The sequence below is a fragment of the Cupriavidus basilensis genome (assembly GCF_000832305.1).
Classification (GTDB): Bacteria; Pseudomonadota; Gammaproteobacteria; order Burkholderiales; family Burkholderiaceae; genus Cupriavidus; species Cupriavidus basilensis_F.
This window is the reverse complement of the sequence record NZ_CP010537.1, coordinates 2,252,964-2,271,132: the sequence shown is the minus strand read 5'-3', so window position 1 is coordinate 2,271,132 and position 18,169 is coordinate 2,252,964. Positions and strand designations below refer to the sequence as shown.

Annotated in this window: 14 protein-coding genes; 4 read left to right on the top strand and 10 right to left on the bottom strand. The window is 64.3% G+C overall.

From position 1 onward, the window contains the following. Positions 1-26: 26 nt before the first annotated feature. From RR42_RS30725 to RR42_RS30710, 4 genes are all read right to left on the bottom strand, one after another. The gene (locus tag RR42_RS30725) at positions 27-701 is read right to left on the bottom strand and encodes a hypothetical protein (protein WP_043355589.1); all 675 of its coding nucleotides are present in this window, start codon (positions 699-701) and stop codon (positions 27-29) included. Positions 702-782: 81 nt separating this feature from the next. Continuing rightward, the gene (locus RR42_RS30720; RefSeq protein ID WP_043355587.1) at positions 783-1,856 is read right to left on the bottom strand and encodes a hypothetical protein; all 1,074 of its coding nucleotides are present in this window, start codon (positions 1,854-1,856) and stop codon (positions 783-785) included. Next, positions 1,847-3,007, bottom strand: coding sequence for a hypothetical protein (locus tag RR42_RS30715; protein ID WP_043355586.1), 1,161 nt, complete (start codon positions 3,005-3,007; stop codon positions 1,847-1,849). The genes RR42_RS30720 and RR42_RS30715 overlap by 10 nt, the downstream gene beginning before the upstream one ends. Before the next feature lie 312 nt (positions 3,008-3,319). Continuing rightward, the gene (locus tag RR42_RS30710; RefSeq protein ID WP_052495089.1) at positions 3,320-3,970 is read right to left on the bottom strand and encodes a TetR/AcrR family transcriptional regulator; all 651 of its coding nucleotides are present in this window, start codon (positions 3,968-3,970) and stop codon (positions 3,320-3,322) included. 192 nt (positions 3,971-4,162) lie between these two features. On the opposite strand from RR42_RS30710, the gene RR42_RS30705 reads away from it, so the two are divergent. Further along, entirely contained in the window at positions 4,163-5,734 is a 1,572-nt protein-coding gene (locus RR42_RS30705) for a flavin-containing monooxygenase (protein WP_082055161.1), read from the top strand. A gap of 54 nt (positions 5,735-5,788) precedes the next feature. Then, the gene (locus RR42_RS30700) at positions 5,789-6,727 is read left to right on the top strand and encodes an alpha/beta fold hydrolase (RefSeq protein ID WP_043355585.1); all 939 of its coding nucleotides are present in this window, start codon (positions 5,789-5,791) and stop codon (positions 6,725-6,727) included. A 30-nt stretch (positions 6,728-6,757) separates the two neighbouring features. Here RR42_RS30700 and RR42_RS30695 read toward each other — a convergent pair whose 3' ends face one another. Next, positions 6,758-7,735 (bottom strand): tripartite tricarboxylate transporter substrate binding protein, encoded by a 978-nt coding sequence (locus RR42_RS30695; RefSeq protein ID WP_043355584.1) that lies wholly within the window; start codon positions 7,733-7,735, stop codon positions 6,758-6,760. Positions 7,736-7,953: 218 nt separating this feature from the next. Here RR42_RS30695 and RR42_RS30690 point away from each other — a divergent pair, with 218 nt between their 5' ends. Beyond that, complete coding sequence (locus tag RR42_RS30690; RefSeq protein WP_144409994.1) at positions 7,954-8,211, top strand: hypothetical protein; 258 nt, start codon at positions 7,954-7,956, stop codon at positions 8,209-8,211. 28 nt (positions 8,212-8,239) lie between these two features. Here RR42_RS30690 and RR42_RS30685 read toward each other — a convergent pair whose 3' ends face one another. The 3 genes from RR42_RS30685 to RR42_RS30675 form a co-directional block, all read right to left on the bottom strand. Continuing rightward, positions 8,240-8,446, bottom strand: a complete 207-nt coding sequence (locus tag RR42_RS30685) for a hypothetical protein (protein WP_043355581.1) — start codon at positions 8,444-8,446, stop codon at positions 8,240-8,242. 187 nt (positions 8,447-8,633) lie between these two features. Beyond that, positions 8,634-10,151 (bottom strand): MFS transporter, encoded by a 1,518-nt coding sequence (locus tag RR42_RS30680; RefSeq protein ID WP_236702080.1) that lies wholly within the window; start codon positions 10,149-10,151, stop codon positions 8,634-8,636. A gap of 133 nt (positions 10,152-10,284) precedes the next feature. Continuing rightward, positions 10,285-11,040 (bottom strand): hypothetical protein, encoded by a 756-nt coding sequence (locus tag RR42_RS30675; RefSeq protein ID WP_052495088.1) that lies wholly within the window; start codon positions 11,038-11,040, stop codon positions 10,285-10,287. A 721-nt stretch (positions 11,041-11,761) separates the two neighbouring features. Between RR42_RS30675 and RR42_RS30670 the strand changes: the two genes are divergently transcribed. After that, entirely contained in the window at positions 11,762-13,186 is a 1,425-nt protein-coding gene (locus RR42_RS30670) for a DUF1254 domain-containing protein (RefSeq protein ID WP_043355574.1), read from the top strand. A gap of 72 nt (positions 13,187-13,258) precedes the next feature. Here RR42_RS30670 and RR42_RS30665 read toward each other — a convergent pair whose 3' ends face one another. Both RR42_RS30665 and metE read right to left on the bottom strand, forming a co-directional pair. Then, positions 13,259-15,370: a TonB-dependent receptor family protein gene (locus RR42_RS30665; protein WP_043355571.1), complete on the bottom strand. Its 2,112-nt coding sequence runs from the start codon at positions 15,368-15,370 to the stop codon at positions 13,259-13,261. A 280-nt stretch (positions 15,371-15,650) separates the two neighbouring features. Continuing rightward, positions 15,651-18,038, bottom strand: a complete 2,388-nt coding sequence (gene metE, locus RR42_RS30660) for a 5-methyltetrahydropteroyltriglutamate--homocysteine S-methyltransferase (protein WP_043355569.1) — start codon at positions 18,036-18,038, stop codon at positions 15,651-15,653. Positions 18,039-18,169 lie beyond the last annotated feature (131 nt).

The window sequence follows — 18,169 nt, the reverse complement described above, 5'->3', positions numbered from 1 at the left end:
CGCTCTTGTTCACGATGGCAACAGGCTTAGAACTTGGCCGAGAGTGCCGCGGTGGCATCCTTCGGCACGGGGATTTCGTTGCTCTTCGCGTAGGCGGTGGCAGCCTGCAGCGTGCTGCCCAGGCGGGTCACGTGGCCCGGTGCTTCGCTAGCGATGTAGGTGCCGGTCGACAGCTTGTTGGTCAGCGTCAGCTTTTCCATCACCGATGCGCTGGTGAGTTGCGACTGCGCGGCATCCTTGAAGGCGATCAGGCTGGGACGCAGGCCCACATAGCGCAGCACGCCCAGGCCAAGGTGCTTCATGCCTTCGGCGTACGATTGCTTGCCGGCGGCGTCGATCTTGGTGTTCGAGTCTTTCAGCTTGGCTTCGATGGCGGACGAGGCTTCGCTCTGCAGCTTGTCGGAGTCTTCCAGGTTGCCCTTGGTGGCGCCGTCGGTCAGCGCATCAGCCGTCGCCTTTGCCTTGGCCGACAGTTCCTTCAGGCCAACGGCGTCCGCCAGGTAGGACTGGGCCACCAGCACTTCGCGGCCGGCAGCCACGTAGGCCTTGGACAACTGATCTTGCGCGCCGCTTGCATCGGCGGTGGCGCCGCTGCTGGACGAGGAGGAACCACCTGTCAGGCTGCCCAGCGAGGGCAGGGCGTGGGCCTGGCCAGCGGCCAGCAGGGACAGTGCAGCGATCGAGATGACTTTCTTCAACATGTTTGTTCTCCAGGGAAAGCAAAGGGGGAGGGCGGCCGGCCGTACGGTACCGTGACGCGCTTGCGCCGGCCTGGGGGGCAATCAGCGGACCTTGGCGTTGTTCAGTTGTGCCGCCAGCTCGCGTGCGGCCGAATCGGCCGCGCGCTTGAGCGCGTTGGTCTGTGCCACGCTGGCATCCGGGCCGGTGCCGGCATACTGGACCGGGCCGACCGACGACACCGTGCGCGGGAAACGCGTGGTCACGTCAAGCAGCTTGGCCGTTACTGTCACGTACACGCGGGTCAGGCCGGTGACCGGGTCGCTGTCCTGCATGCCGATGTCGAGCGTGCCGAGCGCCAGGTAAGGGACCTGTGCGGTCTGCAGGCCCAGCACGGCCTCTCGCATGGTGGCGGGCTGCAGGTCGTTGCCGCTCTTGTAGTCGTTTTCCAGCGCGCTGATGCGCAGGTGGCCACCCGAGGAGGGTTCGACATAGGCGGCTTCCACCACCTGGAAGCCCGACTGCGCGAACACACCGGTGAACACTGAGTTCAGGTTGCCCGACGGCACCAGGCGCCAGCTCACGTCATCCGCCTTGCGGGTGCGGCTGCCGCCAGTTTCGACGGAGACGGAGGCATTAGCCGAATAGCTGTTGCGGGTCGACTTCTCGTTGACGTTTTCTTTCACGTCCGCGCGCTTGTAGACACGCGTGTCGAAGGACTTGACGGAGTCCTGCTGGCGCGCCACGAACAGGAAGGTCAGCGGGGATTTCTGCGCGTCCGAGGCGGTGGCCACAGCCGCGCCGCCCTTGACCGCGTTACGCAGCTTGGCGACGTTGATGTCGACGCGGACCACCACCGAATACTGGTTGGCGTCCTTCTTGTCTTCCTCGCTGATGATGGTCGCGCCCAGCACGAACTTGTCGAGGTTGGCCGCGACCTTGTCGCGGATGCTGTCGAAATTCTCGGCTTGCGACTCACCGCTCTCAGCGTAGTAGCGCTCGATGGCGTTGACCTGCGCGGTCTTGAAGGCGCGGTCCTTGTCCTCGGCGCTGGCCTTGCTCGAGAACACCGAGCTGTCGTACTTCACGTTTGCCATGCCCTTGGATGACACTACTTGTGCCGACGCCAGGCTGCACGCGAACAAAAACAGCCAACAGAGCTGACGGATTACTTGCATGACTTGACCACTCCTCTTGTGACATCTACTTGTTTACTAACGTTATCGCCCGACGAAGCCGCAGCCAGCCAGTCGCTGTCCTGGCCGCCCAGCGAACTGGACAGCTTGGTGAACAGGCCTCGCAGGGAATCCGCGTAAGCCGGGAAATCATCGATCTCTGACTGCGTGACGGGGACGGCTTTCACTTCGCCGTTCTTGAAATCGGCGTCAAGGTACTGCTTGCCGGACATCGGCTCGCCCAGCTTGATGTGGCTGTACACCGCATAGATGTAGCTGGTGCCGGCAGCGGAGCTGCCGTACTCGACCCGCTTGAAGCCCTTCAGGTCCACCTGAATGGTGTAGTCGGGCTCAGGCAGCTTGAGGTTGAAGACCTCGCCGTCGGCGAAGCGCATCGCCATCGCATTGCCAATGGCATAGCCTTTGGTGAACGGCAGGATCGGCACGCCAGCCTTATCCAGCAGGGCTTCGCCGAACATGTCGGCGAGCCAGCCTTCGGCCACGCCGGAGCCCGTCTTCAGGCCTTCGGGCAACTGGGCCAACGCTTCAGGCGCCACGTTGACTTGCGATACCTGCAGGTAGCGTGTGCCCGATGACGGCAGCTTCGCGCCCGACAGGACCTGAGCGTAACGATCGAACAGGCCCGGCTTGTCGCCGCCGAGCAGCAGGCGCTTGACGCGGTCACGCTTCTCGCGCTCGCTGGGCTGATGGTCGAGCACGTCGAGGTAGGTCACATTGATCGGGTAGGCGCGCAGCACCGTCATGGCCTTGAAGTCGAACACCAGGGCCTGGCCGCGCACGTTGGCCAGCACCTTGTACAGGCGGCCGAAGCGCTCGGACGAGATGGTCTCGCTGGTCACCACCAATGCGGTAGCGAGAGCCTGGTCGCTATGCTTCAGGCTGGCCATGCCGTCGCTGGACAGCGAGAAATTGGCGGGCGGGCGCGCGGCCAGGGACCGGCTGATGGCCTTGTTCGGCGCGCCGCCGGAGGCGGTCAGCTCGGCCTCGACCTGTCGCGTGACCGGGAAGCGGGCCGCGATCTGCTGAGCGTCGCCGGCATAGGCAAAGCCGGCAAAGGCGACGCTGTCGGCAGCGGCGGCCTGGGTGGCCGCGAGGGCAGTAAACAGCAAAACGACAAGTCGGAAAGCTTGCATGGGCAGAGTCAAAAATGAAGGGAAGGCGGCGAGAGATTCAAGGTGCCGCGCATTCAAGCCAACGCGCCGGCCTATGAAACCTGGTGGGCATTCGGCAATGTCTTAGGACTGAATCCGAAATGTCTTAGGACTCGCGCGCTCGCAAGGCCGGGATTCTACTGTAGAAAAACAGCAAAAGTGACTTTAGTGACTTTTTTTAGAAAAATTGAGAATTGCCTTATTGACTTCTACACACCTTTAATGGCATGGCATGCTGGAGTTGGCAATTAGAGGGCGGTGGAGAACCGCCTCTCAAGGTCGCGGCGCGCTGCGTCAGCCTTCGCTTGGCTGGATATTCAGCAAGCCGGTGCCGGCCTGCGTGAGGAAAGGCGAGAATAGGCTCATGACCTGCGACGCGCCCCAATGGATGTGCTCGCGCTTGATGGCATCGATGCCATGGCGTGAGCGCAGGTAGTCGATCCAGTAGGTCGATACGATCCACGTGTTGACGACTAACTGGTCAAGTTGCTCGGGCGTGGCGCGCAGCAATCCTTGCGCTTGCATGGCGCCGAACACCCGGCGGACATGGTGCTGTCCGTCGTTGGCCAGCGCTTCGGTGCGCAACCTCAGCGTTGGCGCCAGGCCGCGGATGGACGCCGCATCGCGATAGAAGAAGCGCCACTCCCACATCAGGTTGAACCAGCCGCTCAGGTAGCCCGCGAAACGGTCGGGTGCATCGCCTTGTGCCAGATCCGCGACCGAGGTGTCGCGCAGCGCCCGCTCGAAGTTGTCGAACAGGGCATCGAGGATCTGTTCCTTGCGGTGAAAGTGATAGTAGAGATTCCCTTCCTGTATGCCGACCGCCGAGGCGATCTCCGCGGTGGTTACGACGACTGGCCCGCGCTCGTTGAACAGGCTCAGGCACGCGTCAAGGATGCGCTCGCGCGTTTTGGGGCGCCGGGCTGGCGCGATTTGCACCGTCATGACTGGTAACTCCCTGCATATTGCGTTATCTGCATGTTTGTACGGCAGATGGTTAGGGGTAAGCCCTAGTTTTGGCAATCTCGGTTGATTAATTAGGGTGAACACCCTAGTCTAGTCTGAATACAGCACGGACGCACCGTGAGAATTCGACGCGACAAGCGCCGGCTCGGTTTGGCCAACAGGAGACGATCGATGCTATCAGGCAATCCGAAGCACCCGCATCCCGACGTTCGCGCCGGCACGGCGGCGGCGGGGCACCAGGACGAGCAGGCGCCAGCGCAGGCCGCGGCGCAGCACGTCGATGTGCTGGTAGTCGGGGCGGGGCTTTCCGGCATCTGCGCTGGCTATCATCTGCAGACCAGTTGCCCGGGCAAGACTTACGCGATCCTGGAAGGGCGCGACGCCATCGGTGGCACATGGGACCTGTTTCGCTATCCCGGCGTGCGGTCCGATTCGGACATGTACACCCTGGGCTTCAGTTTTCGCCCATGGCGAAGCGAAAAATCCATTGCCGATGGTGACTCGATCCTTGACTACATCCGTGGCACGGCGAAGGAATTCGGCATCGAGCGGCACATTCGCTTTGGCCATCGCGTATTGCGTGCGTCGTGGTCGTCCGAGACCGCAAAGTGGACGGTCGATGCCACGGTAGGCCCGCAAGGCACGCCTGCCCGTTTTACCTGCAGTTTTCTCTACTTGTGCAGCGGCTACTACGATTATGCGGACGGCTATATGCCCGGGTGGCCGGGCATGGAGCGCTTCAATGGCCGTGTGGTGCACCCTCAGCACTGGCCGGCGGATCTGGCGTACGACGGCAAGCGCGTGGTCGTGATCGGCAGCGGCGCCACGGCCGTCACGCTGCTGCCGGCGATGGCCGAGCGGGCGGCCCACGTGACCATGCTGCAGCGCTCGCCAACGTACATCGTGGCGCGCCCGTCCAGCGACGCTGTCTCCGCATGGCTGCAGCGGCGGCTGCCGGCGTCCATGGCGCATCGCGCCACGCGCTGGAAGAACGTGCTCTTGGGCATGTACTTCTACAATCTTTCGCGCAAGAAGCCTGACCTGGTCAAGAGCAAGATCCTCAAGGGGGTGCGCGCGCAACTCGGTCCTGACTACGATATCGACAAGCATTTCACGCCCTCCTACAAGCCGTGGGACCAGCGGCTCTGCCTGGTGCCGGACTCGGATCTGTTCAAGTCCATCCGCTCAGGGAAGGCTTCAGTGGTCACCGACCAGATCGAGTCGTTCACCGAGACTGGCTTGCTGCTGCGCTCCGGCGAGCGGCTCGACGCGGATGTCATCGTCACGGCTACCGGGCTTCAGTTGAAGGTGGCCGGGGGGATGAAGATCGAGGTGGACGGCACCCCGATGAACCCGGCGCAGGCCTTCATGTACAAGGGCATGATGTATAGCGACATGCCGAACCTGGCGGTAGCCATGGGCTATGTCAACGCTTCCTGGACGCTGAAAGCGGAGCTCTCGTCGACCTACGTGTGCCGCCTGATCAATCATATGGACGCGAAGGGCCACGCATGGTGCGCGCCGCGCCGCACGGATCTGGCCTCCGATGAGGAGCCTTCGCTCTCGCTGAGCTCCGGCTATGTCCAGCGCGCCAGCAGCATCTTGCCCAAGCAGGGCTCCAGGCGGCCATGGAAGGTGCATCAGAACTACCTGTTCGACCTGATGGCCCTGAAGTTCGGCAAGGTGGAGGACAGCGAGATGGCGTTTGGCCGTGCGGGCACGGCCGCCTCGGTGGATGGCTGACGGATAATGGCTTGAGCGTCAAGGTTGAATTTCAAGGTTGAAGGTACATAGACAATGACCATATTGATTGCCTGCGTCGCCGTGGGCGCCGTCGTTCTGCTTGGGTTGGTGGCATTCTCCGGCCTGATTGCGCGCAAGGTGGAAAATGCGCTGCCGCCCAAGGGGAAGTTCATCGAGATCGATGGCGCCCGCCTCCATTACATCGACAAGGGCGAGGGCCCGGCTATCGTGATGGTTCACGGGCTGGGGGGGCAGACCGGCAATTTTTCCTATGCGTTGCTCGAAAAGCTGACCGGCCGCTTCCGCGTGATCCTGGTCGACCGGCCCGGCTCGGGCCATTCGACCCGGCCATCGGCGATGTCGGCCCGCCTGAGCGTGCAGAGTACGGTCGTGGCCAAATTCATCCGTGCGCTAGACCTGCAGAATCCGCTGTTGGTCGGGCACTCCCTGGGGGGCGCGGTGGCGCTTGGCGTTGCGCTCGATCATCCCGGCACGGTCGGCGGGCTGGCGTTGATTGCCCCGCTGACGCATCCGGTGGAGGGCGTGCCGCCCATGTTCCGCACGCTGTCCATTTCCTCGGCTACGATGCGCCGCGTGATCGCGTGGACGTGGGCGATCCCACGGTCTATCTTGCGCGGTAAGGCCATGGTCGAGCTGGTTTTCAGCCCCGACCGTCCGCCTCAGGACTTCGGCACCGCAGGCGGCGGCCTTCTCAGCTTGAGGCCGCGCAGCTTCTATGCCACTTCGACGGATATGGTCAGCGTGGAGGAGGACCTGCCGTCCATGGCGCAGCGCTATGCCTCGCTGGCCTTGCCGATCAGCATCCTCTACGGGACCGGTGATGCCGTGCTCGACTGGCAGGCGCAGGGCAAGGCGATGAAAGACAAGCTGCCGGCGCTGGATCTCGAACTTGTCCCTGGCGGCCATATGCTGCCGGTCACAATTCCCGACCAGACCGCGGCCTGGCTCACGGCGGCTGCCGCGCGGCTCTGACGCGGCGCGCGGCAGCCGCCGCGCTGCCGGTCAAGCGTCGATGGTGAAGCCGATCTCCTTGATGAACTCGCCCCAGCGCAGGTAGTCCGCCTTGACCTGCGCGGCGAAGGCAGGCGGGGTGATGGCCTGCGGCGGCAACACGCCGACCGCGAACAGCCGCTTGTGATAGGCCGGATCGGCGAGCACCTTCTGGATCGCCGCCGAGACGGCGCCAACCACGTCCGCCGGCATGGCCTTGGGGCCGAACAGCGCGAAGTAGCCGCTCAATTGCTCCATGCCCGGAAACCCCAGCTCACGGAACGAGGCAACGCCCGGCGCCATATCGGAGCGTTCCGGCGTGGTGATGGCCAGCGCCTTGGTCTTGCCCGATTGATAGAGCGGCACGGCGGTGGTCAGCCCGTCGATCATTACCGGCACCACGCCACCCACCAGGTCTTGCGTGGCAGGAGCCGAACCCTTGTACAACACCGGTTCGAGCCGGCTGCCAGATAGCTTGTTCAGCAGCAGCGGGCCAAAGTGCGACGAGGTGCCCGGACCATACGAGGCCGAATGCAGCGGCGACTTCGCGCTCTTGGAGTAGGCGATCATCTCCGCCAGCGTGGAGAAGGGCGCGTTCCTGGTGGCGACCAGCAAGACGGGTGCGCGCGCGGCTTCGGCCAGCGCGGTCAGGTCAGTGAGCGGGTCGTAGGGTACCTTGTTGATATGGGCGCCCGAAGTGGCAGAGGAGCCTAGCGTCATCAGCAGCGTGTGGCCGTCCGGCTTGGCGCGGATCACGTCGAGCGTCGCGGGAATCGTCGCGCCGCCCGGCTTGTTCTCGACCACGACCGATTGGCCAAGAGTCTTGCCAAGGAAGTCCGCGAACAGCCGCGCGACCACATCGGTGCCGCCGCCAGCAGGGTAGGCCACGACCAGGCGCAGGGGGCGGCTTGGCCAGCCATTGGCAAAGGCGGGGGCTGCCCCGAGTGCGGCGGCTGCAACCGCGGTGGCAAGGAAATGACGACGATCCATGTTTTTGTCTCCTGGCGGTGATGCACTTTCATGTGCTCTTCAGTGCGCAAGGAAGATACTCATGGAAGAGGGAATGGTCATGGAATCGGGCGATACCCTTCCCATGACGGCATGCATGGATGCGGATCGTGCACCTTGATGGCGTGAGCCGGCTCCCGGCCGAATCGCGCGGAGTCGCTCATGCTACGATCCAGCCTCTGAATCAACGTGAGCTAACGATGTCGACTGCCTTCCTGATATTCAATCCGGCCCCGTCCGAAGATGGCGAGCAAATCGGCTTTTCCATTGCGGCAAACGGCGAGGACAGAAGCGGCTTTGTGTCGCGCTCGGCGCTGGATGAACTGGCTCAAGGCCAGATTGGCAGCCACCTGGATATTTTCGAGCGTAATCTCGATCGCATCCAGGAAGTGGCCTTGCAGAAGTGGTCCGAGGACCCGTCTCTCAACCCCCTCATGCTGGGGGACCACGATTTCTGAGAGGGTCACGCAGCCCCCCCGGCTCGCGCTACGCCTGCGAGAACGTGCGGACCAGCTTGGTCTTCAGTGGCCAGGGGCGTGAAGCGAGGATCCAGATGCACAGCAGCGGCCCGATGAGCGGCAGCAGCGCCAGATACGCGTAGAGTGCACCAAAATGGGCAGCCTTGAATACCTTCCTGAACGGGAAGAACCACAAGGCTTCGAAGAATAGGAATCCGAGTAGATAAAGCGTCATGGTTGTGCTTCCTGTGCAGCTTGCCTGGCGAGGCATATGCCTCGCGCAGCCGCATTGTAGAGCCCATTCGCGCGCTCACAATCCCGCCACTTCGGGGGATTTTTGCCGGTCGGGCATCCATACTTACGTCGCAATTCCGTGCGCTGCCGTGTTCTCCGCCCCCTCCCGCCCCCTTCTTTGACGTGGCTTAGCGCAGCGCGCGCTGCGCCACGGCGATCAGCGCCACGCCCACGCACGCTATTGCCAGCAGTGCGAACAGATTGCTCACCGCGATCAGCTGTGCCTGTTGGTCGATCAGCGCCGACCAGTGCGCCAGCGTGGCGGCGTCAAAACCATCGGGCAGGTCGAAGGGCGTAATCCGCGCTACCAGCTGTGTGCGTGCCATGGCCTCGCCATACTGGAGCCACAGGCTCGCCACACCCGTGCCGGCGGCCGTTGCGATCTGGCGCACGATGTTCTTGAATTGATAGGCGTGGGCAAAATCCTCGACGCTGAATTCCGCATAGGTCAGCCCCGCCACCAACGCCAGGATGAAGGGCGTGGTCAGGCTTTGCAGGGTCAGGGCCGGCAGCAGGACGGCCATGGAAGCCCCCGGCATCATCCGCTGGCTCAGCATCCAGGCCGCCCCGGCAAACATGCAGTAGCCCAGGGCGATGTAGCGGCGTTGCCCCGTCAACCGGGCGCCGGCATAGGTAAAGACGCAAAGACCCGTGAAGCCGATCAGTCCGGTGATGGTGAGCACCTTGCCGGCGGTCTGGAAGGTAAAGCCCAGCCCGGACTGCAGCGTGGTAGATACCACATAGCCCCATAGCCCGTTGAGGAAGTAATACAAGGTATAGAAGCCCAGCCCGACCAGGTAGCGCCGGCCGAACAGCAGCTTAGGGTTAAGCCAGGGGTCGGGGTGGCGATGCTGGTGGACGAAGGCGCTAGCCACGAGCAACAGCCCGACAATCGGGGTGATCGCTACCGACGGCGAGCTCGCCAGTTCGTAGAATCGCAGGTCGCCCAGCCCGTGCAGCAGCACTAGCGCGCCCGTGCCCAGCAATATGACGGTCACCCAATCCATGCCGCCGACGTCCACCTCCCACGGTGGCAGCGAGGCCGCGACACGGCGCGGATACGAGAGCAGCACCAGCAGCATCGCCGCGACCGACATCCCGGCCTGCACCACGAAGATCATCCGCCAGCTCGCATCCTCCACCAGCATCGCGGTAATCCATGGCGCCAGTGCCGCCAGACCCATGCCGCCGGTGTTGAAGCCCAGGAAGAGGGGGCGGCGCTCTTCACGGGCGGCTGCCAGCTGGATGATGATGCGCGATGCGGTAAACAGGCCGCCCGCGCCAAGACCTTGCACCGCGCGCGCAAGGCTTAGCTCGATCGGTGTATTGCAGACGGCGCAAAGCGCGGCGCCCACGGTGGCGATGAACAGGCCGAGCAGGGTAAATCCGCGATAGCTGATGTCCTGTGCGATGCGCCGCAGCACCAGGTTGGCGACGGTGGCCGCGGCGGCATAGGACGTAAGGCTCCAGAGAAAATCCTCGGGCGAGGCGTGAATGCCACCCCGGATATGGGTGCCCGCGACGCCCATCATGGACGACGCCACGAAGTCCACGCCGGTGGCGCAGCCCAGGGTAAAGGCGAAGAGATAAACCTGCGCAGCCGACAGGTCGGGGTGCTTGCCCAGCATCGCGCTGCCAGTTGCCATGACGGTCCCATCTGTCGCGTAGATGCGATTCGCGCTCGGGCGCCGCCGGGGCGACGACCTGCTTACCCAGTATCGGCGAAATGATCCGGGCGCCCAAGCGGAACCGATGGGGGGATGACAGGAAGGGGGGGCTCTATGCCCGCGGCCTGGTGTGCTGGAGCGCGTCGAGCAGCCGGTCGCGCAACGCGCGACATGCGCGCGGCACCGTGCTGAGCCCGGCGGTCAGGCCGGGATCATAATAGTGGACGATCAATGAGCGGCGCTCGCCCGCCTCGGCATGCAGGTTGGCATGCAGCGTGACGAAGCCGTTGAACGCATAGACATTGCCCGGCACACAGGCGATGCGGTCGCACAGGTGCTCGGCAAGATGGCGGAAGGTCTGCGCGCGGCGAATGACGAACGGCAGGTTACGCAACAGGATCAGCCGGATCTTCGCAACGATATTCGACATGGCCGTCACCGCATGGCGCTGGCGCCGGTAGAGGATCAGGTCCCCGTTTTCCTGCGTGGCCTGCGCCTGTTGCAGCGGAATCAGCAGCGTCAGGATATGGGAGTCGTAGTGCCGCAAGTGGCTCTGGGCGGGCAAGCCGCTATTGACACAGCGCAGCACGCACAGTGGCGGCTCGCCGTTGAGTTCCCAACCGGCCTTGCGCGCCCATCGTCTTGAGATCTCGCAGGCCTGCCGCTCCGCCAGCTGAAAGCCTTCGTTTTGCCGCAGCATGTCTGCGAAGCGCCGCGCTGCCTGCGTGGCGCGGCGGCCATCCGCCGGCCGCCATGTCTCCCGGCTGGCGTCGATTGTCGCATTGATCTCATCGAGCAGATGTCGAGTCACGACGCCTTCGAATACCTGGAGCCTGGGCGGCTCCGCGTCGATGTCGTAGTCACGCATCGCATGTTGCTCCGCTTACCGCCCCGTTCCGCCCGGTACAAGGGCCGGGAAGGGAGCGACATGTTGCGGCCGGCCACAAATGGCCCGCCGCTACCGGACTAGGCGCGGCCCGCGTTGCCGGCCTTCCTCCTGAGTATCTTGCGCAGGCCGCCGCCGGCATCGATCGGTGTTGCCAGGGAAGGAAACGCGGGCGATTCCATATCCGGTGTTATGAATCTACGGCTTCGGAGCGTTACCGAACGGACAAAACTACTTTCAGATCCGCCAGACGACAGAATCCAAGTCGTTTCGCCTGTACGTCTTGCGATGCACTTTTTGATGCCGCGCGTACGGGCGGGGCGTTGCAGTCTCACGCGCTCGCGCTCCAGCTTTGCCGCAGAGCAGTCCAGGATGAAGGTGTTGGGCCAATAATGGATTTTGGGGCTTGGTCAGATTAATTTCTCAGGCGGCTCTTATCACCAAAGTAATCGCCAAGATAATCGCAACAGTAATGAGATGCGGCACTAGTCCGTCAACTTCCCCATCAAATGCATGGCGGCGGGGCCAGCGCTGGTGGGCGTTGGTGCGTTTGCCCTCACTGTTTAGTGTTGTTCAATTGACAACTCCGGTTGCCGGGAACATCATCGCTCGGGGAAATTAGACGCGCCTCTGTGCAACGATGTCGCCCGTTCGTCGGCGAAAAACGCGTGGAAGGTAGCCATTCCGACGAGGAAACGGGGTCATGATTATTTCGCTACGCCGAATTGCGAGTGCGCTTGCGCTCGGTCTGCTGTTGTCTGCCTGCGCCGCGGGCCCGCAAACTTTTGCGGTGCCGCAGCCAGCCTCGCCGCCGTCCGATGCGGCGATCAAGGCTTTATCTGCCCAGATTTTTGTCTACGCCTACCCGCTGGTGCTGATGGATGTCACGCGTGAGGTCATGAGCGCCCGCGTGCCGGCCAATACCTTCTCGCATAAGCGCAGTTTCCCGGACGCTACCTTCACCGACGTGGTCAGCCCGAATGCCGATACGCTTTACTCGATGGCATGGCTGGATTTGTCCGAAGGGCCGGTGATCCTCTCGCTGCCCGACACGCACGGGCGCTATTACCTGATGCCGCTGATGGATGCCTGGACCAATGTCTTCGCGTCGCCGGGCAAGCGCACCGCGGGCACCAAGAAAGCGGTCTACGCCGTAACGGGACCGATGTGGAATGGCATGTTGCCGCCAGGGGTCACTGAAATCCGTTCGCCGACCGAGATGGTGTGGCTGATCGGCCGTACGCAAACCAATGGCAAGCAGGATTACGCTGCGGTCCACCGCTTGCAGGACCAATATCGCCTGGCGCCGCTCTCCGCCTTGCAGCGTGGCGGCAAGGCGCGGCCCAGGCCCGCCGAGGCGATGCTTCCCGAAGCGGTTCCCGTGGATGTGGAAACGCCGCCCGTCGAGCAGGTGGCGGCGATGGACGCGCAGGCATTCTTCACCCGCTTTGCCGAATTGCTGCCGGCCAATCCTCCGGCCGCGGCCGATGCGGCGATGGTGGAATCGATCAAGAAGTTCGGGATCGTTCCGGGCAAGCCCTTCTCCGTGACCGCACTGGAGCCTTCGACGGCCCGCGCGGTGCAGGAGGGCGCCACCACCGCCCTGGCGGGCATCGTGGCCATGGCCAAGCGCGGCGGCGGCGAAGGGGATGGCAAATGGGCCGTGCACCGGGATCTGGGCAACTACGGCACAGCCTATGGCAAGCGCGCGCTGGTGGCCTGGGTAGGGCTTGGCGCCAACCTGCCGGCGGATGCGCTGTATCCCAGCACGCGCGTCGACGCCGCCGGCAAGCCGTTGAACGGGGCAAACCGCTACGTACTGCATTTCAACAAGGGCCAGATGCCGCCGAGCACGGCCTTCTGGTCACTGACGCTCTACAACGACAAGCAGGCGTTTGTCGCCAATCCGCTCAACCGCTATGCCATCGGGGACCGCGACCGGCTGCGGTTCAACCGCGACGGGTCGCTCGATATCTATATCCAGAATGCGCGCCCGGCGGGCAAGCGGGTGGCCAACTGGCTGCCGGCACCGCCCGATGGATTCAACCTGATGATGCGGGTGTATTGGCCCCGGCAGGTGATGCTGGACGGTACGTGGCGCGCGCCGCCGGTGATGCGGGTGGAGTGATTGCGAGCCCCAAGCCGCGCGCTGAGATGAAAAAAACCCGCCGAGGCGGGTTTTTTATGACAAGGCGCAGGCTCAGAACTTGTATTTGACGCCAGCATAAAGCGCGCGGCCTGAACCAGGATAGAACACCGCCGTGTTGGCTGTCCGCGCGTCGGCCACGGTGCTGAAGTCGCTCACATAGCGCTTGTTGCCGAGATTGCGCGCATCCAGGAACACCGTCACGCCACGCTGGAATTCGTAGCTGGCCTGCAGGCCAAACAGCACGTAGCCAGGCGTGCGCAGCGTGTTGGCATAGTCGACGTAGGCGCCGCCCGGCACCCAGTCGATGGTGGCGGCAACGCGCAGCCCGGCCGCGCGGCTGTAGGCAACGGTAGTGCGCAGCACGTGCTTGGGTATGCCAGCGATGCGATTGTTGCCGTACTGCGGATCATTGTCGAAACGGAAGTCGCTGTAGTTCCACAGTTGCGACAGCGTGAGCTTGTCGCCGGAGCCGAACAGGTTTTGCAGCACGTCGCCGTGAACGCCGAGCTCCACGCCTTGCAGCGTGGTGCGGTTGGCGTTGAAGGTAGCGGCCGGGATATTCGGGTTGGTGGTGTATTGCAGCAACTGGTCGCGCACCAGCGAGCGGTAGGCCGTCACGTCCCAGGAGAACCGTTCGCGCTTGCCCCGCGTGCCCAGCTCCAGCGTCCAGCCGCGCTGCGCGCTCAGCGGCACAAAGCGGGTGGTGGTGGCCATGGTCTGGCTCAGGTCCGTGAAGTCGGGTACGTCCGCGCTGCGCGTGATGTCGGCAAATGCCTGCACGTCAGGCACCGGCTCCCACAGCACGCCGAATTTCGGGTTCACGCCGCTGTAGGTGGCGCTAGCGGATTTTGCCGTGGGATTGGGCGGCAGGCCGCCATCGTCCTGATAGCGGCGGACATTGCGGTAGGCCTTGGCACCGGCCATCAGGGCGATGGTGGGCGTCAGGCAAAGGCGGTCTTCGAGATAGGCCTCGTAGTTGTACGCATCCTGTGCGGCGTTGAGCGTCTGCGCGCCGCGGTTGCCGGCGTTGTTGACGTACTGGCGCGCATCGTTGTTGCCGCCGAAGAAGCGCGCGCCGACGATGAGCTGGTTGCGCAGGCCGCCGATGGTCTGCGTGCCGGTGTAGCGCGGCGCGAAGCCATAGGTCCAGTAGTCCTGGTCGATGACCTGGAAGATCGGGTGATACAGGCTCTTGTGGATGACCCAGGTGCTGAAATCGAGCTGGCCGCTGTCGAGCTTGATGGTGGTGACGTTGGCTACGCGCTCGGTGCGCGTGTTGCGCGCCTGGTCGCCGGACAGCGCGGCCGGCGCGGCCTTCTTCGGATTGTTCAGCGCATCGGTGAGCGACAGCGCGCCGGGCAATTGCTGGTCGACGATATAGGCGCCCACGTAGAAACGGGTTTCCACCGCCGGGCTCAACCGATAGCCGAAGTTGGCGTTGAACTGCTCGTACTGGCCGCGCTCGTGCGCACGGAATCCGTCCGAGTGGTTGACGCTCAGGTTGGCGAGAAAGTCGAAGGCGCCGATCTGGCGCGAGACCTGGCCGCTGGCGCGCGCCGTGCCGAAGCTGCCGCCATCGACGCGCACCTGGTTGGGCGCATCGGTGGTGAGCGCGGTGGGCGTGGTGAAGTTGATCGCGCCGCCCAGCGTGGTGGTGCCGTAGGCCAGCCCGTTGCCGCCCTTGTAGATTTCAGCCGCGCTCAGGCCAAGCGGGTCGATCTGGTAGTAGTCGCCGCTGCCGTCGGCAAAGTTGGTGGGCACGCCATCCTGCAGGAGATCCAGGCCACGCGCATGATAGCCGCGCGCAACGCCCGAGCCGCGGATCGACAGGCGCAGTTCCTGGCCGTAGCGCTCCTGCACATACACGCCGGGCGCATCCTTGAGCACGTCGCGCAGGTTGCTGGCGTAGGTGTCGCTGTAGGACGCGGCGTCGACAAAACCGACCGAGCCGGCTGTCTGGTCCAGTGCCTGTTGTTGCTGCTGCACGTTCGGCGCGGTGAGCGAGCCTGGGGTCTTGGCCGTCACGGTCGCCGCAGGTAACGTGACAGCGGCATCGGGTGTGGCAGGCGCGCCGGCCTGTGCGAGCGCGGCGGTGGTGAATGTGGCGAAGGCGGCGGCGGGCAGGGCGGCGGTGCGCTGCTTCCAGTGTCTGGCTCGTTTCATGATTTCGCTTGTGGCGCCAAGCCTGCGTTGGGCCGCGCCTTTTAACCGTGCTTGGATAGCCGCGTACGATACGGAGGGGAGCCTGGTGTGCGCTATGTGACACAGTGCCGCAACGGGCGTGCAGGGCAGTCTGCCTGTCGCGGTGCGGCGTTTTGCCGCTTTGCGTGCAAGGGAAAGCAAGACGGCCAACGGGCCGGCATGCGATGCATGCCGGCCCGTTGGCTTGGTAAGGCTGTTGGTAAGGCTTGGCGGAGTTTGATCGGACCCGCCCGGGCGCGTATCAGGCCGCCTGGCTAGCGCAATCGACGCAACCCGCTGCGTGCGCGGCGCCATGGTGTGCCGCGTGCCCGCCCAGCCCGGTGCGGCGGGTGGCGCGCTGCCACGCGGTCGCGCCGTCCTTGCCGATCTGCTCGCGCAGGCCACGCGCGGCGGCGACCATATTGGCCAGCGCGGCTTCGGTTTCGGGCCAGGCGCGCGTCTTCAGCCCACAGTCCGGATTGACCCACAGCCGTTGCGGCGGAATCACCTCACAGGCGCGCTCCAGCAGGTGCGTGATGGCTTCCACGCTAGGCACGCGCGGCGAGTGGATGTCGTACACGCCCGGTCCGATCTCATTGGGGTAGTCGAACTCGCCGAAGCCTTCGAGCAACTCCATGGCGGAGCGCGAGGTTTCGATGGTGATCACGTCGGCGTCCAGCGCGGCAATGGCGGGCAGGATATCGTTGAACTCGGCGTAGCACATGTGGGTGTGGATCTGCGTTTGATCCTCCACCGAGGCGGCCGAGATCTTGAACGCATGCACGGCCCAGTCCAGGTACGCGGCCCAGTCGCCCTTGCGCAGCGGCAAGCCTTCGCGCAGTGCGGGCTCGTCGATCTGGATGATGCGGATGCCGGCTTGTTCCAGGTCCGAGACCTCGTCGCGGATCGCCAGTGCGAGTTGCAGCGTGGTGGTGGCGCGCGGCTGGTCGTCGCGCACGAAGGACCATTGCAGCATGGTGACGGGGCCGGTGAGCATGCCCTTCATCGGACGCTCGGTGAGCGATTGCGCATAGCGGGTGGTTTCCACCGTCATCGGTTCGGGGCGATACACATCGCCGTAGATCACCGGCGGCTTGACGCAGCGCGAGCCATAGCTTTGCACCCAGCCGTTTTCGGTGAAGGTGTAGCCGCACAGCTGCTCGCCGAAATACTCGACCATGTCGTTGCGCTCGGCTTCACCATGCACCAGCACGTCCAGGCCGAGCGCTTCTTGCTTGCGCACGGCGGTCTCGATTTCACCACGGATGCGCTGCAGGTACTCCAGCGCGCCGATCTCGCCGCGGCGGTAGGCTGCACGGGTCTGGCGGATTGCCGTTGTCTGCGGGAAGGAGCCGATGGTGGTGGTCGGCAGTGCCGGCAGCTGCAGCGCGGTGCGCTGGCGTTCGATGCGGGTCTGGAACGGGCTCTTGCGCTGCGCCATGGCAGCGGTGACTGCCGCGACCCGTGCCTGCACCTGCTGGTTGACCACGCGGCTCGAACTGCGGCGCGAGGCCAGCGCGGCATCGGCGGCGGCCAGCTCGGGGGCGACCGCTGCCTCGCCTTCGTTCAGGGCGCGGGCCAGCACGCTGACCTCGGCCAGCTTCTCGGTGGCGAAGGCCAGCCAGGTCTTGATTTGCGCATCGAGCTTGCGCTCGGCCTCTAGCGAGACCGGCACGTGCAGCAGCGAGCAAGACGGCGCGACCCACAGGCGCTCGCCCAGTTCGGCATGCAGCGGAGCCAGCACGGACAGCGCGCGGCGCAGGTCGGTGCGCCAAATGTTGCGGCCGTCGATGACGCCGGCGGACAGCACCGCGCCGGCTGGCAGCACCTTGCGCCAGGCGTCGAGCTGCTGCGGTGCGCGCACCAGGTCGATGTGGAAGCCATGCACCGGCAGAGCGGCGGCGCGCGCGGCGTGGTCGGCGGCGTTGTCGAAGTAGGTAGCCAGCAGCAGCTTGACGCCGGACTTGGCCAGTTCGGCATAGGCGCCGTCATAGGCATCGAGCCATGCCGGCTCCAGGTCCAGGCACAGGGCAGGCTCGTCGATCTGTACCCATTCGATGCCGCGGTCGCGCAGGCGGGCCAGGATGCGGCCATAGGCGGCCACCAGGCTGGGCAGCAGGCTCAGGCGGTCGAAACCGTCCACGTGGGTCTTGGACAGCCACAGGTAGGTGACCGGCCCGATCAGCACCGGCTTGGCCTTGAGGCCCAGCGCCAGCGCTTCTTCCACCTCATCGAAGAACCAGTCCACGCCGCCGTCGAAACGGGTGTCGGGGCCGAGTTCCGGGACCAGGTAGTGATAGTTGGTATCGAACCACTTGGTCATTTCCATGGCCGGCTGGGCTTTGTTGCCACGGGCCAGCTCAAAATACTGCGCCAGGCTCAGCTGCTTCGGGTCGAAGCCGAAACGCGCGGGCAGGGCGCCCAGCAAGGCGCTCAGGCCCAGCACCTGATCGTAGTAGGCGAAGTCGCCCACCGCCACGCTGTCCAGCCCGGCTTGTGCCTGCGACTGCCAGTGGCGCTGGCGCAGGCCGGTTGCCACCTGGCGCAAGCTGGCCTCGTCCGTTTCGCCGCGCCAGAACGCCTCCTGGGCGAATTTCAGTTCGCGCTGGGCGCCGATGCGCGGAAATCCAGCGATATGAGTGCGTGCCATGCAGTGCTCCGTATTGGGAATGTGACGATGGCGCACAGTGTGGAATCCAGCGTAAAATGAATCAAGCGATAAGATTTAATCAACGTATGAATGAATTTCATATCAAGCCATCCGGGCGCTATTCTTCACAT

Bases quoted from the DNA above. Each gene is read 5' to 3' on its own strand.
- RR42_RS30665 (WP_043355571.1), bottom strand. From the start codon at position 15,370: ATGAAACGAGCCAGACACTGGAAGCAGCGCACCGCCGCCCTGCCCGCC.
- RR42_RS30695 (WP_043355584.1), bottom strand. From the start codon at position 7,735: ATGGATCGTCGTCATTTCCTTGCCACCGCGGTTGCAGCCGCCGCACTC.
- RR42_RS30700 (WP_043355585.1), top strand. From the start codon at position 5,789: ATGACCATATTGATTGCCTGCGTCGCCGTGGGCGCCGTCGTTCTGCTT.
- metE (WP_043355569.1), bottom strand. From the start codon at position 18,038: ATGGCACGCACTCATATCGCTGGATTTCCGCGCATCGGCGCCCAGCGC.
- RR42_RS30710 (WP_052495089.1), bottom strand. From the start codon at position 3,970: ATGACGGTGCAAATCGCGCCAGCCCGGCGCCCCAAAACGCGCGAGCGC.
- RR42_RS30675 (WP_052495088.1), bottom strand. From the start codon at position 11,040: ATGCGTGACTACGACATCGACGCGGAGCCGCCCAGGCTCCAGGTATTC.
- RR42_RS30720 (WP_043355587.1), bottom strand. From the start codon at position 1,856: ATGCAAGTAATCCGTCAGCTCTGTTGGCTGTTTTTGTTCGCGTGCAGC.
- RR42_RS30680 (WP_236702080.1), bottom strand. From the start codon at position 10,151: ATGGCAACTGGCAGCGCGATGCTGGGCAAGCACCCCGACCTGTCGGCT.
- RR42_RS30705 (WP_082055161.1), top strand. From the start codon at position 4,163: ATGCTATCAGGCAATCCGAAGCACCCGCATCCCGACGTTCGCGCCGGC.
- RR42_RS30725 (WP_043355589.1), bottom strand. From the start codon at position 701: ATGTTGAAGAAAGTCATCTCGATCGCTGCACTGTCCCTGCTGGCCGCT.
- RR42_RS30670 (WP_043355574.1), top strand. From the start codon at position 11,762: ATGATTATTTCGCTACGCCGAATTGCGAGTGCGCTTGCGCTCGGTCTG.
- RR42_RS30715 (WP_043355586.1), bottom strand. From the start codon at position 3,007: ATGCAAGCTTTCCGACTTGTCGTTTTGCTGTTTACTGCCCTCGCGGCC.
- RR42_RS30690 (WP_144409994.1), top strand. From the start codon at position 7,954: ATGTCGACTGCCTTCCTGATATTCAATCCGGCCCCGTCCGAAGATGGC.
- RR42_RS30685 (WP_043355581.1), bottom strand. From the start codon at position 8,446: ATGACGCTTTATCTACTCGGATTCCTATTCTTCGAAGCCTTGTGGTTC.